The organism is Mycoplana azooxidifex (genome assembly GCF_014196765.1).
Taxonomy (GTDB): domain Bacteria; phylum Pseudomonadota; class Alphaproteobacteria; order Rhizobiales; family Rhizobiaceae; genus Mycoplana; species Mycoplana azooxidifex.
On the sequence record NZ_JACIEE010000001.1, the window covers coordinates 635,688 to 654,155 of the forward strand.

The window sequence follows — 18,468 nt, forward strand, 5'->3', positions numbered from 1 at the left end:
CCCAGTGGGGAGAAGAGGATACCCGGAGCGGCCGCCTCAATCCATTAGCACCCGCACAGTTGGCTGCAAGAGCATGCAAGGGCTGCGGCAAACTCCCTCTTCTCCCCTCGGGGAGAAGGTGGCCCGAAGGGCCGGATGAGGGGGCGCCGCACCCGGCAACAGATACAATGGGGAACGACCACATGACCAAAATCAACAAGGCAGCCTGCATCGGCGGCGGCGTTATCGGCGGGGCCTGGGCAGCGCGCTTCGTGCTGGCCGGCATCGATGTCGCCATCTTCGACCCGCATCCCGAGGCCGAGCGCATCATCGGCGAAGTGATGGCCAATGCCGAGCGCGCCTACGGCATGCTGACCATGGCGCCGCTGCCGCCGAAGGGCAAGCTGACCTTCGTCAAGAGCATCGAGGAAGCCGTGCAAGGCGCTGACTGGATTCAGGAAAGCGTGCCCGAGCGCGTCGACCTGAAGCGCGATGTCATTACCCAGATCGACGCCGCCGCCGATCCGAAGGCGCTGATCGGCTCGTCCACCTCCGGCATCATGCCGACCGACCTGCAGCGCGACATGAAGCATCCCGAGCGCATGTTCGTCGCTCACCCCTACAACCCCGTCTACCTGCTGCCGCTCGCCGAACTCGTCGGCGGCGAGAAGACGGCCAAGGCCACGCTCGAGGATGCCAGGGACAAGCTCGCCACGATCGGCATGAAGGGCGTCATCATCAAGAAGGAGATCGAGGCCTTCGTCGGCGACCGCCTGCTGGAAGCCGTCTGGCGCGAGGGCCTGTGGCTGATCAAGGACGACATCTGCGACACCGAGACGCTCGACGACGTGATCCGCTATTCGTTCGGCATTCGCTGGGCGCAGATGGGCATGTTCGAGACCTACCGCATCGCCGGCGGCGAAGCGGGTATGCGCCACTTCCTCGCCCAGTTCGGCCCCTGCCTGTCCTGGCCGTGGACGAAGCTGATGGACGTGGTCGACCTTGACGACGAACTGGTCAACAAGATCGCCGACCAGTCCGACGCCCAGTCCGGCGCACGCGGCATCCGTGAGTTGGAGCGCATCCGCGACCAGAACCTCGTCGGCATCATGCATGCGCTGAAGGCCGGCGACGACGGCCGCGGCTGGGGCGCGGGCAAGCTCTTGTCCGAGTTCGAGGACCATCTCTGGGCCAACGCGAAGAAGCCGCAAGCCGATCTCGGCGAGGCCAGGCCGCTGAAGATCCTCGACACCAAGGTCAGCGCCGCCTGGGTCGACTACAACGGCCACATGACCGAGCACCGCTACCTGCAGGTCTTCGGCGACACGTCCGACGGCGTGCTGCGCCTGATCGGCGTTGATCTCGAATACGTCCGCGACGGCCACAGCTACTATACGGTCGAGACCCACATCAGGAACCTCGGCGAGGCCAGGCTCGGCGACGCGCTCTATTCCACCTGCCAGATCCTGTCCTCGGACGAAAAGCGCCTGCACATCTTCTCGACGATCTACAATGCCGAGACGAGGCAAGCCGTCGCCACCGCCGAGCAGATGATGCTGCACGTGGACTCAAAGGCCGGCAAGGCCGTGCCCGCACCGGCGCATGTGCTCGACAGGCTGAAGGCGATCACCGAGGCCCATGCGAAGCTCCCCGCCCCCGAAGGCGTCGGCCGGCACGTGGGGCAGAAGCGGTAGAGCTCAACGGCCGAGACAGGGATCGAAGGGCCCCGGCCCCTCATCCGCCTGCCGGCACCTTCTCCCCGTGAACGGGGAGAAGGGACATTCCGGAACCGCCCGCATCCCGTTTTGAGGAAGGCGAATGCGGCGAGCTTCGACCTTGTCCCCTCTCCCCGCCTGCGGGGAGAGGGTTAGGGTGAGGGGCAATCGGCGCCGTCGCGCGCAAAAGAACACGAGGGAGAACCACATGAATTTCGCACTGACGGACGAGCAGCAGATGATCGTCGATACGGTCCGCAGCTTTGTCGAGACCGAGATCTATCCGCATGAGAACGAGGTCGAGCGCACGGGTGAAGTGCCCCCGGAACTCGGCCAGGAGATTGCGCGCAAGTGCAAGGAGATCGGCTTCTTCGGCTGCAACTTCCCGGAAGAAGTGGGGGGTGCCGGGCTCGACCATACCTCGTTCACCCTCGTGGAGCGCGAACTCGGTCGCGGCTCGATGGCGCTGACGGTGTTCTTCGGTCGCCCCTCCGGCATCCTGATGGGCTGCAACGCCGAGCAGCGCGAGAAATACCTCATTCCGGCCGTGCGCGGCGACAAGTTCGACGCGCTCGCCATGACCGAGCCGGACGCCGGCTCCGACGTGCGCGGCATGAAGTGTTTCGCCAAGAAGGACGGCGACGACTGGGTCGTCAACGGCACCAAGCACTTCATTTCCCATGCCAACATCGCCGATTTCGTCATCGTCTTCATCGCCACCGGCGAAGAGCAGACGCCGCGCGGCCCCAAGAAGCTGATCACCTCTTTCCTCGTCGACCGCGGCACGCCGGGCTTCGAGATCCGCGACGGCTACAACTCCGTCTCCCACCGCGGCTACAAGAACTGCATCCTCTCCTTCGACGACTGCCGCCTGCCGTCCTCGCAGGTCCTGGGCGAGGTGCACCGCGGCTTCGAACTCGCCAACGACTGGCTGTACGCGACCCGCCTGACCGTGGCCGCCACCTCGGTCGGCCGCGCGCGGCGCGTCTTCGACTACGCGCTGAACTATGCCGCAGAGCGCAAGCAGTTCGGCAAGCCGATCGGCGCCAACCAGGGCGTCTCCTTCAAGCTCGCCGACATGATCACCGAAATCGACGCCGCCGACCTCCTGACGTTGTCGGGCGCATGGCGTCTCGACCAGGGACTGCCGTCCAACCGCGAGATCGCCTCTGCCAAGGTCTACGCCACGGAAATGTTGGCGCGCGTCACCGACGAGGCGATCCAGATCTTCGGCGGCATGGGCCTGATGGACGACCTGCCGCTCGCCCGTTTCTGGCGCGACGCCCGCGTCGAGCGAATCTGGGACGGCACCTCCGAGATCCAGCGCCACATCATCAGCCGCGACCTGCTGCGGCCGCTGGGGGCTTGAGGATGAACGAGACGGCATTTACCCCCCTCTGCCCTGCCGGGCATCTCCCCCTCAAGGGGGGAGATCGGCCAGACGCCAGCGCCCCGCACTTAACTCTGCCGTCCGCGCCGACCGCACCCGCTGCAGGTTCGGCACAAACATCGGCCAAGGAAGCGACGCCGCGCGCCTATGTCACGAATGACACGTCCGCCACGAATCCCGCCCCCACACTGCAGCAACCGCTGACGGCCACGAACGGGGCAAGACATCCCCTCCACCGATCTCCCCCCTTGAGGGGGAGATGCCCGGCAGGGCAGAGGGGGGTAACTCTCGCCGGCCAGAGCCAATTCGCCTCCGGAGGCCGCGCATGACCCGCTCCCTCGATCGCCTCATCCGGCCCCGCTCCATCGCCGTCTTCGGCGGCAAGGAGGCGGGGCGCGTCATCGAACAATGCGACAAGATGGGCTTTACCGGCGAGATCTGGCCGGTCCACCCGACCAAGCAGGAGATCCACGGCCGCCGGTGCTACCGCTCCGTCGCCGAACTCCCGGCCGCCCCCGACGCCTCCTTCGTCGGCATCAATCGCAACCTCACCATCGAGATCATCCGCGATCTCTCCGCCCGCGGCGCCGGCGGCGTGGTCTGCTACGCCTCCGGCTTCCGCGAGGCGGTGACCGAGCTTGCCGATGGCGACGACCTGCAGAGGGCGCTGGTGGAGGCTGCCGGCGACATGCCGATCCTCGGGCCGAACTGCTACGGCTTCATCAACATGCTGGACGGCGCGCTGATGTGGCCCGACCAGCACGGCATGGTCCGCATCGATCGCGGCGTGGCCGTCCTCACCCAGTCCTCCAACATCGCCTGCAACATCTCCATGCAGCAGCGCGGCCTGCCGCTCGCCTATATACTGACGGCCGGCAATCAGGCCCAGACGGGGCTCTGCGAGCTTGCCTGCGCCGTGCTCGAGGATCCGCGCGTCACCGCCGTCGGCCTGCATATCGAGGGCTTCGACAGCATCGAGGCGCTGGAACGGCTCTCCCGCCGTGCGCGCGAACTGAGAAAACCGGTCGTGACGCTGAAGGTCGGCAAGTCCGAGCAGGCGCAACTGGCGACCGTCTCGCACACGGCATCCCTTGCCGGCAACGACGCCGTCTCGTCCGCCCTCCTCTCCCGCCTCGGCATCGGCCGCGTCGAGACGCTGCCGGAACTGCTGGAGACGCTGAAGCTGCTGCATCTGCACGGCCCGCTTGCGAGCTTCGACATCTCGTCGATGAGTTGCTCCGGCGGCGAGGCCTCGCTGATGGCCGACGCCGGCGTCAAACGCAAGGTCGTCTACCGTCCCCTGCGCGAGGAGCAGCGCATGCCCTTGCGCGAAAGCCTCGGGCAGATGGTGACGATCTCCAACCCGCTCGACTACCACACCTTCGTCTGGGGCAATCGCGAGAAGCAGACCCAGGCCTTCACGGCCATGATGCGGGGCGGCTACGCGCTGAACCTGGTCGTGCTCGACTTTCCCCGGCAGGACCGCTGCGACGCCGCCGACTGGGTGACCACCTGCCATGCGGTGATCGATTCGTCCCGCGCGGCGGGCGCGGTCGCCGGCATCGTCGCCAGCATGGGCGAGAACCTGCCGGAGGAGATTGCGCTGATGCTGATGGAGAACGGCGTCGTGCCCTTCTTCGGCATCGAGGAGGCGCTGACCGCAGCAGAGGCGGCCGCCGCGATCGGCGAGATGTGGGGCAAGCCCCTGCCCGCGCCGCTGGTCAAGGTGCGCGCTGCCGACGGCGAGCCGGTGACGCTCACCGAGCACGAGGCCAAGCAGGCGCTCGCAGCCTTCGGGCTGCCGGTGCCGGACGGTCGCGTCGCGGAGACGGCAGAGGATGCCGCTGCCGCTGCCGCCGAACTCGGCTTCCCGGTCGTGCTGAAGGGTCTCGGCGTCGCCCACAAGACCGAGGCCGGCGCGGTCAAGCTCAATCTCCAGACGCGGGAGGCGGTGCTGGAAGCAGCCTCCGCCATGGCCGCCGTCGCCTCCGGCTATCTCGTGGAGAAGATGGTGGCGCGGCCCGTCGCCGAGGTCATCGTCGGTGCGATGCGCGATCCGGTGGCCGGACCGGTACTGACGGTCGGCGCGGGCGGAATTCTCGTCGAATTGCTGGAAGATTCGGCAATCCTGACGCTTCCGACCGATGAACCTGCAATCAGGGAGGCGATTTCGGGCCTGAAAGTGGCAAAACTGCTCAATGGCTATCGCGGCGGACCTGCCGCCGACATCGATGCGCTCGTTGCAGCCGTCGCATCGGTGGCATCCTATGTCGTTTCAAACGCTTCAATTGTCGATGAACTCGATATCAATCCTATCATGGTGCTTGCCAGCGGCGACGGTGTCGTCGCGGCAGACGCCCTGATCCGTCTGAGGAAGTAAGCCCATGACCGGACCGATCCGCAAACGCCGCGAAGGTGGCATACTCGAAGTCACGATCGATCGCCCGAAAGCCAACGCGATCGATCTGGTGACGAGCCGCATCATGGGCGAAATCTTCCGCGATTTCCGCGACGACGACAGCCTGCGCGTCGCCATCATCACCGGCGCGGGCGAAAAATTCTTCTGCCCCGGCTGGGACCTGAAGGCGGCCGCCGCGGGCGACGCGGTCGACGGCGACTACGGCGTCGGCGGCTTTGGCGGCATGCAGGAACTGCGCGACCTGAACAAGCCGATCATCGCCGCCGTCAACGGCATCTGTTGCGGAGGCGGCCTCGAGATCGCGCTCTCGACCGACATGATCCTCGCCGCCGAGCACGCCAGCTTCGCCCTTCCCGAGATCCGCTCCGGCACAGTCGCCGACGCGGCCTCGATCAAGCTTCCCAAGCGCATCCCCTACCACATCGCGATGGACATGCTGCTCACCGGTCGCTGGCTGGACGCGCAGGAGGCCCACCGCTGGGGCTTCGTCAACGAGATCCTGCCGGCCGACAAACTGCTCGATCGCGCCTGGGAACTGGCGCGGCTTCTGGAGAGCGGCCCGCCGCTGGTCTATGCCGCAATCAAGGAAGTGGTGCGCGCCGCCGAGGGCGAGACGTTCCAGACGACGATGAACAAGATCACCCGCCGCCAGTTCAAGTCGGTGGACATCCTCTATTCGAGCGAGGACCAACTGGAAGGCGCACGTGCCTTCGCCGAGAAGCGCGATCCGGTGTGGAAAGGCCGCTGAGCGGCTCTTTTTTCCACATCGCCATGCCCTGAAACACCGTGCTCGCGCTCGTCGCGAGCATTTCCATAAATACCATTTATACACAACGAACGAAATTTAGGACGTTACATTCACACCGTATTCAGTAATCTTATCAATCAGCAAGCGGCCGCGCGCGGCACGTCGACACGGAGGAAACACCCAACGACCGAACGAGGCGCAGGCCAGCGCCACCGCACAGCCGCCTTTGCGACATGACAGGCGGCAGACCAGAAATTCTACCAAGCAAAAGAGGGCCGCAACGGGCCCGATGAAGGGAACAGGGGAATGACGGACTACACTGACTATCTCGCTCGCCAGGTGCTGCTGGGCAAAATGAACCGCCGCGAGTTCATGGGCCGCGCCGCCGCCTTCGGCATCACGCTCGCTGCCGCCGGCACGATGTTCGACACCGCAGCCAGGGCGCAGGAGCCCAAGCGCGGCGGCCATCTGAAGCTCGGACTTGAAGGCGCGGCCGCAACCGATTCAAAAGACCCGGCAAAATCGCTTTCGCAGTTCACCTTCGTCGCCGGCCGCTGCTGGGGCGACATGCTGGTCGAATCCGAGCCGCTGACGGGCGGTCCGGTTCCGGCACTGGCCGAATCCTGGGAACCGTCTGCCGACGCCGCCACCTGGACCTTCAACATCCGCAAGGGCGTCAAGTTTCACGACGGCAAGGAACTGACGATCGACGACGTCATCAAGACCCTGCAGCGTCACACCGACGAGAAGTCGGAATCGGGCGCGCTCGGCGTGATGAAGTCGATCAAGGAAATCAAAGCCGACGGCGACAAGCTCGTCCTGGTGCTGACCGAAGGCAACGCCGACCTGCCGCTGCTTCTGACCGACTACCACCTGGTCATCCAGCCGAACGGCGGCCTTGACGATCCGAATGCGATGATCGGCACCGGCCCCTACAAGGTCGCAAGCTTCGAGCCCGGCGTGCGCGCCACCTTCGAGAAAAACGCCGACGACTGGCGCTCCGATCGCGGCTTTGTCGACAGCGTCGAGCTGATCGCCATGAACGACGCCACCGCGCGCATTGCAGCGCTGTCGTCGGGCCAGGTGCACTACATCAACCGCGTCGATCCCAAGACCGTCGACCTCTTGAAGCGCGCGCCGACCGTCGAGATCCTGAACACCTCCGGCCGCGGCCACTACGTGTTCATCATGCACTGCAACACCGCGCCCTTCGACAACAACGACCTGCGCCTGGCGCTGAAATACGCCATGGACCGCGAGACGATGGTGCAGAAGATCCTCGGCGGCTACGGCAAGGTCGGCAACGACTTCCCGATCAACGAGACATACGCGCTCTTCCCCGAGGGGATCGAGCAGCGCGCCTACGACCCCGACAAGGCCGCCTTCCACTACAAGAAATCCGGCCATGATGGCACGGTGCTGCTGCGGACCTCCGACGTCGCCTTCCCGGGCGCGGTCGATGCCTCAGTCCTCTACCAGGAAAGCGCCAAGAAGGCCGGCATCAATGTCGAGGTCAAGCGCGAGCCGGGCGACGGCTACTGGTCCAACGTCTGGAACGTCCAGCCGTTCTCGACCTCATACTGGGGTGGCCGGCCGACCCAGGACCAGATGTACTCGACCGCCTACCTCTCGACCGCCGACTGGAACGACACCCGCTTCCTGCGTCCGGACTTCGACAAGATCCTGCTCGAGGCCCGCTCCGAGCTGGACGAGGCCAAGCGCAAGGAGATGTACCGCACCATGGCCATGATGGTGCGCGACGAGGGCGGCGTGATCCTTCCGATGTTCAACGACTTCGTCAACGCATCCACCAAGCAGGTCAAGGGCTACGTCCACGACATCGGCAACGACATGTCCAACGGCTATGTCGCAACGCGCGTCTGGCTGGAATCCTGATGCCTGGCGGACCGGCACAAGATCAGGGCCGGGCGATTACGGAGGCTGCGGGTGCAAACCCGCAGCTTTCCGGCCAGGCCGGATCGGATACCACCACGCAATCCCTGCCCGCCGCGTCCCCCAATGACCAGGGCTCGTTTTCGCCCTGGGGAAGCTTTTCCAGGAACAGCCCTCTCGCAGCCCTGATCCTGCAGCGCCTCGCCCTCAGCGTCGCACTTCTCTTCGCCGTCTCGCTGATGATCTTCGGCGGCGTCGAGGCCCTGCCCGGCGATTTCGCCACCACCTATCTCGGCCAGTCCGCGACCCCGCAGGCGGTCGAGAACATCCGCAAGGATCTCGGCCTCGACCAGCCGGCGACGACGCGCTACTTCACGTGGCTGGGCGGCGCGCTGCAAGGGGATTTCGGCACCTCCTGGGCCTCGCGCAACTCCGTCAGCGAGCAGATCGGCAAGCGGCTCGGCAACTCGCTGTTCCTTGCCTTCTTCGCCGCGATCATCTCGATACCGCTGGCGATCGGGCTCGGCATGCTCGCGGTCCAGTTCCGCGACCGCCTCGTCGACAAGGTCATCAACGTCTTCTCGCTCGCCGCGATCTCGCTGCCGGAATTCTTCGTGGGCTACCTGCTGATCCTGTTCTTCGCCGTGCAGATGGGCGTCGCGACCTTCCCGGCCACCGTCTATGACGGCATGGATTTCACCCAGCGCCTTTCGGCGATCGCTCTGCCGACCGCGACGCTGGTGCTCGTCGTCCTCGCTCACATGATGCGCATGACCCGTGCCGCGATCCTCAACGTCATGTCGTCGGCCTATGTCGAGACGGCGGAACTGAAGGGCCTCAGCGGGCTGCGCATCATTGCCAGGCACGCGGCCCCCAACGCCGTCGCCCCCGTCATCAACGTCATCGCGCTCAACCTCGCCTATCTCGTCGTCGGCGTCGTCGTGGTCGAGGTCGTGTTCGTCTATCCCGGCATGGGCCAATACATGGTCGATGCTGTGACCGTGCGCGACATGCCGGTGGTGCAGGCCTGCGGCCTGATCTTTGCCGCCTTCTACATCTTCCTCAACATGACGGCGGACATCCTCGCCATCGTCGCCAATCCGAGACTGAGGCACCCGCGATGAGACTGCGCGCCATTCCCCTAAGCGCATGGATCGGCATCGCGGGCATCGCGCTTGCCCTGTTCTGTGCCATCTTCGCCCCCTTCATCGCCCCCTATGGCGAGAGCGAGATCGTCGGCGACATCTGGGCGCCGATGGGCGGCGACTTCCTGTTTGGCACCGACAATCTCGGCCGCGACCTGCTGTCGCGCCTGATCTACGGCGCCCGCACGACGATCTTCGTGGCGCTCGCCGCGACGATCCTGTCCTTCAGCCTCGGCATGCTGCTGTCCTTCGTCGCCGCCGTCACCGGCGGCTTCGTCGATCAGCTGTTCTCCCGCTTCAACGACCTGATGATGGCGATCCCGACGCTGATCTTCGCCCTCGTCGTCCTCGCCGTGCTGCCGCAACAGCTGTGGATCCTCATCCTCGTCATGGCGATCCTCGACAGTACCCGCGTCTACCGCATCGGCCGGGCCGTGGCGCTCGACGTCGCCGTGATGGAGTTCGTCGAGGCGGCGCGCCTGCGCGGCGAAGGCACGGGCTGGATCATCTTCCGCGAGATCCTGCCGAACACGCTGTCGCCGCTGCTCGCCGAATTCGGCCTGCGCTTCGCCTTCTCCATCCTGTTCCTCTCCACCCTCTCCTTCCTCGGCCTCGGCATCCAGCCGCCGGCCGCCGACTGGGGCGGCATGGTCAAGGACAACAAGGACGGCATCATCTTCGGCATCTCCGCAGCGCTCATCCCCGGTGCCGCGATCGCGCTTCTGACAATCTGCATCAACCTCGTTGTCGACTGGCTGATGAAACGCACCTCGAGCCTGAAGGGAGGACGCGGCGATGCCTGAACGATCAAAGACCGACCTGCTCTCCGTCCGCAATCTGAAGATCGAGGCGACAAGCTACCCGCCGGGCGAACCGCCGAAGACCGTGACGCTCGTGGAAGGCGTCAACTTCGACGTCAAGAAGGGCAAGGTGATCGGCCTGATCGGCGAATCCGGCGCCGGCAAGTCCACGATCGGCCTGACCGCGCTCGCCTATGGCCGCGGCGGTGTCCGCATCACCGGCGGCGAGGTCCTGCTTGATGGGCAGGACCTGCTCAAGCTCGACCATGCCGGCATCCGCAAGGTCCGCGGCGCCAAGGTCTGCTATGTCGCGCAGTCGGCGGCGGCCGCCTTCAACCCCGCCCACCGCCTCGGCGAACAGGTGATCGAGGCCTCGCTCAGGCACGGCATCATGAACCGGGCGGAGGCGGAAAAGCGCGCACTCCACCTGTTCGAGGTGCTCGGCCTGCCCAATCCCGAGACCTTCGGCCAGCGCTATCCGCACCAGGTTTCCGGCGGCCAGCTCCAGCGCGCGATGACGGCGATGGCGCTCTGCCCGAACCCCGAACTGATCGTCTTCGATGAGCCGACCACGGCGCTCGACGTCACCACCCAGATCGACGTGCTCGCCGCGATCAAGCACGCGATCGAGGAGACGCACACCGCCGCGATCTACATCACCCACGACCTCGCCGTGGTCGCCCAGATCACCGACGACATCCTGGTGCTCCGCCACGGCAAGATGGTCGAGTACGGCACGGTCAAGCAGATCATCGAGGCGCCGACGCAGGACTATACCCGTGCGCTGGTCAACGTCCGCGGCACGGGCCGCGAGGAAGCAACGGACCAGTCCGACACGCTGCTGAAGGTCGAGAACATCACCGCCGGCTATTCCAACGGCTTCAAGGTGCTGCAGAACGTCTCGCTGCACCTGCCGAAGGGGCAGACGCTCGCCATCGTCGGCGAGAGCGGCTCGGGCAAGTCGACGCTCGCGCGCGTCATCACCGGCCTGCTGCCGCCGCAAGAGGGCACCGTCACCTTCGACGGCAAGCCGCTCCCCCCCGCGCTCAGGGGCCGCAAGAACGAGGAGCTGCGCCGGATCCAGATGATCTACCAGATGGCCGATACGGCGATGAACCCGCGCCAGACGGTGCGCAACATCGTCGGCCGGCCGCTGACCTTCTACTTCGGCATGCACGGCAGGCAGAAGACGGAGCGCGTGCGCGAACTGCTCGACCAGATAGAGATGGGCGAACGCTTTCTCGACCGCTACCCGGCAGAGCTTTCCGGCGGCCAGAAGCAGCGCGTGGCCATCGCCCGCGCGCTTGCGGCCAAGCCCGACCTGATCCTCTGCGACGAGCCGACATCGGCGCTCGACCCGCTGGTGGCCGAAGGCATCCTCAAGCTGCTCTTGAAGCTGCAGGAGGAGACCCACGTGTCGTACATGTTTATCACCCACGACATCGCCATCGTCCGCGCCATCGCCGACAGCGTCGCCGTCATGCACCGCGGCAGGCTGGTCCGCTTCGGCCCGAAGTCGAAGGTGCTCTCGCCGCCCTTCGACGACTATACCGACCTGCTCCTGAAATCCGTCCCCGAGATGGAGATCGGCTGGCTGGAGAAGGTGCTGAAGACGCGGCGGATGGAAAGCGCGGGGAACTGATTTCCCCGGCCCTTGATCCTCTCCTCTGTGATCAGCCTTCCGGGACGGTTTCGCCCCGGCACACTCCCCATCCTGCCACGACGCGAGGACCAGATGACAGACGGCACCGGCCAGGCACGCCCCCTGCATATCCCCACCTTCGACGACGTCCGCGCGGCGCAGGCGCGCATTGCCGGCAAGGCGCACCGCACCCCGGTCCTCACCTCGAAGACCGCCGATGCGAAGGCCGGCGCCAGCCTCTTCTTCAAGACCGAGAACCTGCAGCGGATCGGCGCCTTCAAGTTCCGCGGCGCCTACAACGCCATCGCCGCCATCGCCGCGGAGGTCCGCCGCAACGGCGTCATCGCCTATTCCTCCGGCAATCACGCCCAGGCCATCGCCTATGCGGCGCAGTTGCAGGGCGTACCGGCGACCATCGTCATGCCGAAGGACGCGCCGGCGATGAAGATGGCGGCGACCAGGGGCTATGGCGCGGAGATCATCCTCTACGACCGCTACACGGAAGACCGCCAGGCGATCAGCGAGCGGCTCGCCCATGAGCGCGGCGCGACCCTGATCCCGCCCTACGACCATCCCGACGTGATCGCCGGACAGGGAACAGCGGCGCTCGAACTGATCGAGGAGACGGGCGAACTCGACATGCTGGTCGTGCCGCTCGGCGGTGGCGGCCTGCTCGCCGGCTCGGCCCTGTCGGCTAGGGCGCTTTCGCCGGGCTGTGCGGTCTATGGCGTCGAGCCCGAGGCCGGCAACGACGGCCAGCAGTCGCTGCGCAAGGGCGAGGTCGTGCACATCCCCGTGCCGCGGTCGATCGCCGATGGCGCGCTCTCCACCCATGTCGGCTACCACAACTTCCCGATCCTGCAGCAGACGGTGGAAGGCATCGTCACCGTCACCGATGCGCAACTGGTCGAGACGATGCGCTTCTTCGCCGAGCGCATGAAAATCGTCGTCGAACCCACCGGCTGCCTCGCGGCCGCAGCCGTCCTGAATGGCACCATCCCCTGCGCCGGCAAGCGCGTCGGCATCATCCTTAGCGGCGGTAATGTCGACTTGAAGAGCCTCGGCGCCTTTCTTGCGGGCTGAGCCCTCGCCTCAATAGTCCGTCGGCACCGTCAGCACTTCCGCATCCGGCGTATCGAGAAAGCTCCGGACGGTGGCGGGCAGTTGCCGCGACGAAAACGGCAGCACGCCGCAGCGCGACAGCATCTGCCGCAGGTCAGGCTCCTGGCCGATGTGGCGCCAGATCATCCGCGAGGCATAGGGCAGGTTCTCCTTGCGCCAGGAGACGCCCATGGTGGTGCCGCGCAGGTAGACGCGCTGGTGCACCTCGAACGGGATCAGGATCGTCTGCGACAGCATCGGCTGCTGGCCGACGCTGCGCTCAGTGATGAAGATGCGGTTGCGCCAGAAGGTGACGAGCCCGACATATTTCGAGAACTGGTGGATCTCGTTGGCTGCATCGTGAATGCGCTCGATCGACTTCACCCGGATCGCCCCGCCGTCCTCGAAGATCCGTGCGCACGAGCACACGACCAGCCCCGGCCAGGAGGGCGAGATGTGATAGGTCTGGTAGTAGCCGACATGGCGACGCAGGGCCGCGATATCGCCGGGAAAGCCGTCGAGCAGCCGGCCGGCGGACGTGCGGTCCCGGTCCGGCCGCGTCAGCCTTGCGGCAAACAGTTTCGGCGGCAGTTCGAAGTCCTGCGGGGCCACGCCGAAGAAGGCGGCGATGCGCGCGGCATTATGCGCCGACGGCCGTGCCTCGCCGGCGATATAGCGGTTGAACTGCTGCCGGTTTATATTGATCTCCCGGCAGATCTCGGAGATCGAACGCCGCGTCGCACAGGCGAAGCGCAGGTTCTCGGTAAAGGAATCGGGATCTGCCAGGGCACACCTCTGTCGAACGTCAAGAGACAGCGTAAACCAGCGTCAGTTCGCGTCAAGTCGCGAAATTGTGCGCCGCAAGCGAAGCGATAGGTTTCGATAAAGACATCCTAAGCGAGGGAACCCAAAATGACCGACTATACCAAGCGCCCCGACGGCCTGATCGTGCCGACCGCCATCAACCGCCGCAGCTTCCTCGCCGGCACCGCGGCGCTGGGCATGGCCGCCGGCCTCGGCGGCACGTTGGCTGCCACCGGCGCGCACGCGCAGGAGCCAGTGCGCGGCGGCCACCTCAAGCTCGGCCTCAAGGGTGGTGCGGCCACCGACGTGCTCGATCCGGCCACCTACAGCGCCTCCGTCCTCTTCGTCATCGGCCGCCTCTGGGGCGACACGCTGGTCGAGACCGACCCGAAGACCGGCGCCGCCCTGCCCTCGATCGCCTCTTCATGGGAGCCGTCCGCCGACGCCTCGGTCTGGACCTTCAAGATCCGCGACGACGTCTCCTTCCACGACGGCAACAAGATGACGGTCGCAGACGTGGTCGCGACCCTGAAGCGCCACTCGGACGAGGGTGCGAAATCCGGTGCGCTCGGCCTGATGAGCTCGATCAAGACGATCGAGGAGAAGGCCGGCGACCTGGTCGTGACGCTCGCCGAGGGCAATGCCGACCTGCCGCTGCTCCTGACCGACTACCACCTGATCATCCAGCCGAACGGCGGCCTCGACAATCCGGCCGCAGCAGTCGGCACCGGCCCCTACAAGCTCTCCAATTACGAGGCCGGCGTGCGCGCCACCTTCGAGAAGAACGCCGCCGACTGGCGCTCCGACCGCGGCTTCGTCGATTCGGCCGAGATCATCGTCATGAACGATGCGACCGCCCGCATCGCCGCCCTCTCCTCCGGCCAGGTCCATTTCGTCAACAACATCGACCCGAAGACGGTGCCGCTGCTGAAGCGCGCGCCGCGCGTCGAGATCATCCGCAGCGCCGGCAAGGGCTTCTACTCCTTCCTGATGCACTGCGACACCGCCCCCTTCGACAACAACGACCTGCGGCTGGCGCTGAAATACGCCGTCGACCGCCAGGCGATCCTCGACCGCGTGCTCGGCGGCTACGGCACGCTCGGCAACGACTATCCGGTCAATTCCAACTATGCGCTGGCTCCTGATGACATCGAGCAGCGCGCCTACGATCCCGACAAGGCCGCCTTCCACTTCAAGAAGTCCGGCCATGACCGGCCGATCCTGCTGCGCACCTCCGATGCCGCCTTCGCCGGCGCCGTCGATGCCGCCGTCATCTTCCAGGAGAGCGCCAAGAAGGCCGGCATCGAGCTGGAGATCCGCCGCGAGCCGGAGGACGGCTACTGGACCAACGTCTGGAACGTGCAGCCCTTCTGCGCCTCCTACTGGGGCGGCCGGCCGACGCAGGATTCGCGCTACTCGACCTCCTACTTCTCCAACGCCGAATGGAACGACACCCGCTTCAAGCGCGAGGACTTCGACAAACTGCTGCTGCAGGCCCGCTCCGAGCTCGACGAGACCAAGCGCAAGGAACTCTACCGCACCATGGCGCTGATGGTCCGCGACGAGGGTGGCCTGATCCTGCCGGTCTTCAACGACTACGTCATGGCCGCGTCCAACGCGGTCAAGGGTATCGTCGACGACATCGGCAACGACATGTCGAACGGCTATATCGGCAGCCGGGCATGGATCGAGGCCTGAGGCCGCAAGCGGATCGGAAGCAGACAATGACAGAACGAAACTTCACCGTGATCGAGAACGAATGGATCACGCTCAAGGACGGCACGCGGCTCGCCGCGCGCATCTGGATGCCGGAGGGGGCTGACGCCGCCCCCGTCCCTGCCGTGTTCGAATTCCTGCCCTATAGAAAACGCGACGGCACCTGCCTGCGCGACGAATCCACCTATCCGGTGTTCGCCGCAGCCGGCATCGCCGGCGTGCGTGTCGACATCCGCGGCTCGGGCGAATCCGACGGCGTCATCGACGGCGAATATACGCCGCTCGAACTTGCCAATGCCTGCGAACTGATCGCCTGGATCGCCGCGCAAGCCTGGTCGAACGGTTCGGTCGGCATGATGGGCATCTCCTGGGGCGGCTTCAACTGCCTGCAGGTCGCAGCCCTCAAGCCGCCGGCGCTGAAGGCCGTCATCTCGATCGCCTCCACCGTCGACCGCTACAACGACGACATCCACTACAAGAACGGCACGCATCTCTCCGCCCAGCTCTCGTGGGCTGCGACCATGCTCGCCTACCAGTCGCGCTCGCCCGACCCGGAACTCGTCGGCGACCGCTGGAAGGCGATGTGGCTGGAGCGGCTGGAGAAAGAACCCTTCTTCATGGAGGAATGGCTTCAGCACCAGCGCCGCGACACCTTCTGGGAGCACGGCTCGATCTGCGAGGATTTCGACGCCTTCCCCGTCCCCGCCCTCGTCATCGCCGGCTGGGCCGACGGCTATCGCAACACGCCGCTCAAGGCCGTCGAGGGCCTCGGACCGAAGGCCAAGGCGCTGATCGGCCCGTGGATCCACAAATATCCGCATTTCGCCTGGCCGAAGCCGCGCATGGATTTCCACGCCGAGGCCATCCAGTGGTGGAACCGCTGGCTGCGCGGCGAGCAGAACGGCGCGGAGAACTGGCCGCAGGTGCGCGCCTATATCCAGGACGGGCCGAAACCGTCGATCCGGCGCGAATTCGACCCCGGCACCTGGGTCGCCAAGAGCCAATGGAGCACGCCCGAGATGGAGTGCTTCTATGTCGAGCAGTACGGCACGCTGGCGCCCGGCATGCCGATCGCAGGCGCCAAGGACCACGACCACTACCTCCGTTCGCCGCTCGATACCGGCACCATGTCCGGCGAGTGGTTCACCCTGAAGCCGGATGCGGAGATGGCGCTGGACCAGCGCCCCGACGACGCCGGCTCGCTGGTACTGGAGACCGCGCCGCTCACCGAAGGCCGCGACTATCTCGGCCAGCCGGTTCTGGATGTCGTGCTGTCCTGCGATGCCGAGATCGCCAATCTCTGCGCCCGCATCGTCGACATTCACCCCGATGGCACCGCCACCCGCGTCACCTTCGGTGTGCTCAACCTTGCCCATCGCGACGGCAATGCCGAGCCCAAGCCGCTGAAGAAGGGCGAGAAAACGGAAATACGCCTCGTGCTCGACGCCATGGGCTACCGCTTCGGCGCCGGCCACCGCATCCGCCTGTCCTTGTCGACCGCCTACTGGCCGATGGTGCTGCCGCCACCGACCGATCCGGGCGTGACCATCGACCTCGCCACCCTCGGCCTCGCCTTGCCGGCGCTCGGCGAACACGAGGTGGTCTCGATCCCCGAGCCGGAAAACCCGGATCCGCTGCCGACGTACAACGAGCTCGCACCGTCCGAGACCGCCCGCGGCGTCGAACGCGACCTGACCAACGGCCTGACCGAGTACACGATCTACGAGGACACCGGCCTTTCCGAGCATCCCGGCACCGGGCTTGCCACGCGTCAGGTGCGCGACGAGCTCTGGTCGATCGCCGACGGCGATCCGCTCTCGGCGACCGGCACCGCCACCTGGACCTGCGACATGCAGCGCCCCGGATGGTTCGTCCGCACGATCTCGACGGCGACGATCGCCTGCACGGCGACCGACTGGCTGATCTCCGCCACCATCCGCGCCTTCGAGGGCGAAGATCAGATCTTCGAGAAGACCTTCGAAAACAAGGTCCCGCGCGACTTCATGTGAAGGCTGGGATCGGGGGTGGCACCTCAAAGATGGCCGTCATGCCGGCCCTCGAGCCGGCATCCAGCCACCGCGCGTCTGCGCGGTGGAATGTGCCAACAATTGACCCACGCGAACAGGGCCGCTTTACCGCGCGATGGACATCGCGCACTGGATGCCGGCTCGGGGCCGGCATGACGGCAAAGGGGACGCATGACCCGTGCTTTACTGTCGTGGCATGACTGACGTCGAAGCAAACCCTTGATTAGGCCGGGCATGACGTTGCTACCCCATCCGCCGCCTACCGCGCCGGCGCCTTGCTGTCGCGGTAGAGGATCATGCCGCCGTGGTGCAGCACGCCGTCGATGAAGTCTCCATCAGCGGTAAATCCCGTGTCGTCCCAATATTCGATGTGGTCGCCGGTCACCTCGTAGCGTCCCCGGTAGGCGCTCTCGCGGCTGCCGCGCGCCTCGTCGTAGCGGCCGTTCGGCAGGAGTTCGTGACGGATGTGGCCATCGCCGGTGATCCACATGCCGACATAGGGGTGGCTGTGCCCGGGATCGGGGTTGCTGGTCATCTGGGTCAATCCTTTCTGGCCTGATGCGACGGTTGCGAAAAGGGCGATCGCGCCCGCGGCAAAGAACCGGACAGCTCTCATCCCCCCTCCTCACGGCTGCGCTTGCCGGCGTTCGGCGAAGAGTTCGGACAGCGTCTGCGACGCCGCGATCGCCTTCGGGAAGCCCGCCGGCACCGTCACCATGTAGACGACCTCCTTCAGTTCCTCTTCCGACACGCCGATGTTGAGCGCATAGCCGGCATGGACCCTCATGAAGGTTCGCTCGCCGATCGCCGCGAAGGCGGCGACTGCGGCAAGCTGCCGGGTACGGTTGTCGAGGCCCGGGCGCGACCAGACGTCACCCAGCGCATAGGCCTCGGTCGCCTCGGCGAGGAAGGGAAACTCCTGCCGCATCCGCTCGAGCGTCGGCTGCGTCTCGCCGTTGTTGAGGCTGCGGACGACGGCATCGCCGCGCTGCAGGCGCTCCTCGGTCGTATCCGCCGCAGCGGCGAGTGGCGTGGCGCAGACGAGGACGGCGGCAAGTGTTTGGGTATAGAGGCACATGAGAAACTCCC

General features: G+C 65.9%; 14 protein-coding genes. 11 read left to right on the forward strand and 3 right to left on the reverse strand.

The features are described from left to right. Positions 1 to 182 precede the first annotated feature (182 nt). The 9 genes from GGQ64_RS02975 to GGQ64_RS03015 all read left to right on the forward strand — a co-directional run bounded on the left by GGQ64_RS02975 (position 183) and on the right by GGQ64_RS03015 (position 12,814). Positions 183 to 1,673 carry a carnitine 3-dehydrogenase gene (locus GGQ64_RS02975; RefSeq protein WP_183798812.1) on the forward strand — a complete coding sequence of 497 codons (1,491 nt, stop codon included), beginning with the start codon at positions 183 to 185 and terminating at the stop codon, positions 1,671 to 1,673. Between the two features lie 229 nt (positions 1,674 to 1,902). Beyond that, the gene (locus GGQ64_RS02980) at positions 1,903 to 3,063 is read left to right on the forward strand and encodes an acyl-CoA dehydrogenase family protein (RefSeq protein ID WP_183798815.1); all 1,161 of its coding nucleotides are present in this window, start codon (positions 1,903 to 1,905) and stop codon (positions 3,061 to 3,063) included. A 346-nt stretch (positions 3,064 to 3,409) separates the two neighbouring features. Further along, positions 3,410 to 5,464 carry an acetate--CoA ligase family protein gene (locus GGQ64_RS02985; RefSeq protein ID WP_183798818.1) on the forward strand — a complete coding sequence of 685 codons (2,055 nt, stop codon included), beginning with the start codon at positions 3,410 to 3,412 and terminating at the stop codon, positions 5,462 to 5,464. Positions 5,465 to 5,468: 4 nt separating this feature from the next. Beyond that, entirely contained in the window at positions 5,469 to 6,251 is a 783-nt protein-coding gene (locus tag GGQ64_RS02990; protein ID WP_183798821.1) for a carnitinyl-CoA dehydratase, read from the forward strand. A 306-nt stretch (positions 6,252 to 6,557) separates the two neighbouring features. Then, complete coding sequence (locus tag GGQ64_RS02995; protein ID WP_183798824.1) at positions 6,558 to 8,147, forward strand: ABC transporter substrate-binding protein; 1,590 nt, start codon at positions 6,558 to 6,560, stop codon at positions 8,145 to 8,147. Then, positions 8,144 to 9,268, forward strand: a complete 1,125-nt coding sequence (locus GGQ64_RS03000) for an ABC transporter permease (RefSeq protein ID WP_425488484.1) — start codon at positions 8,144 to 8,146, stop codon at positions 9,266 to 9,268. The genes GGQ64_RS02995 and GGQ64_RS03000 overlap by 4 nt, the downstream gene beginning before the upstream one ends. After that, positions 9,265 to 10,092, forward strand: a complete 828-nt coding sequence (locus GGQ64_RS03005; protein ID WP_183798827.1) for an ABC transporter permease — start codon at positions 9,265 to 9,267, stop codon at positions 10,090 to 10,092. Before GGQ64_RS03000 ends, GGQ64_RS03005 begins: the two co-directional genes overlap by 4 nt. Further along, complete coding sequence (locus tag GGQ64_RS03010; protein ID WP_183798830.1) at positions 10,085 to 11,731, forward strand: ABC transporter ATP-binding protein; 1,647 nt, start codon at positions 10,085 to 10,087, stop codon at positions 11,729 to 11,731. Before GGQ64_RS03005 ends, GGQ64_RS03010 begins: the two co-directional genes overlap by 8 nt. A gap of 93 nt (positions 11,732 to 11,824) precedes the next feature. Next, on the forward strand, positions 11,825 to 12,814 hold the full coding sequence (locus GGQ64_RS03015; RefSeq protein ID WP_183798833.1) for a threo-3-hydroxy-L-aspartate ammonia-lyase: 990 nt from the start codon (positions 11,825 to 11,827) through the stop codon (positions 12,812 to 12,814). Positions 12,815 to 12,823: 9 nt separating this feature from the next. Here GGQ64_RS03015 and GGQ64_RS03020 read toward each other — a convergent pair whose 3' ends face one another. Then, positions 12,824 to 13,618, reverse strand: a complete 795-nt coding sequence (locus GGQ64_RS03020) for a helix-turn-helix domain-containing protein (protein WP_183799153.1) — start codon at positions 13,616 to 13,618, stop codon at positions 12,824 to 12,826. 126 nt (positions 13,619 to 13,744) lie between these two features. Here GGQ64_RS03020 and GGQ64_RS03025 point away from each other — a divergent pair, with 126 nt between their 5' ends. Both GGQ64_RS03025 and GGQ64_RS03030 read left to right on the forward strand, forming a co-directional pair. Beyond that, the gene (locus GGQ64_RS03025; protein ID WP_183798837.1) at positions 13,745 to 15,334 is read left to right on the forward strand and encodes an ABC transporter substrate-binding protein; all 1,590 of its coding nucleotides are present in this window, start codon (positions 13,745 to 13,747) and stop codon (positions 15,332 to 15,334) included. Positions 15,335 to 15,360: 26 nt separating this feature from the next. Further along, positions 15,361 to 17,361 (forward strand): CocE/NonD family hydrolase, encoded by a 2,001-nt coding sequence (locus GGQ64_RS03030; protein ID WP_183798840.1) that lies wholly within the window; start codon positions 15,361 to 15,363, stop codon positions 17,359 to 17,361. A 277-nt stretch (positions 17,362 to 17,638) separates the two neighbouring features. On the opposite strand, the gene GGQ64_RS03035 is transcribed toward GGQ64_RS03030, so the two are convergent. Both GGQ64_RS03035 and GGQ64_RS03040 read right to left on the reverse strand, forming a co-directional pair. Next, positions 17,639 to 17,995, reverse strand: a complete 357-nt coding sequence (locus GGQ64_RS03035) for an Atu4866 domain-containing protein (RefSeq protein ID WP_183798843.1) — start codon at positions 17,993 to 17,995, stop codon at positions 17,639 to 17,641. Positions 17,996 to 18,004: 9 nt separating this feature from the next. Continuing rightward, positions 18,005 to 18,457 (reverse strand): carboxymuconolactone decarboxylase family protein, encoded by a 453-nt coding sequence (locus GGQ64_RS03040; protein WP_183798846.1) that lies wholly within the window; start codon positions 18,455 to 18,457, stop codon positions 18,005 to 18,007. Positions 18,458 to 18,468: the final 11 nt, after the last annotated feature.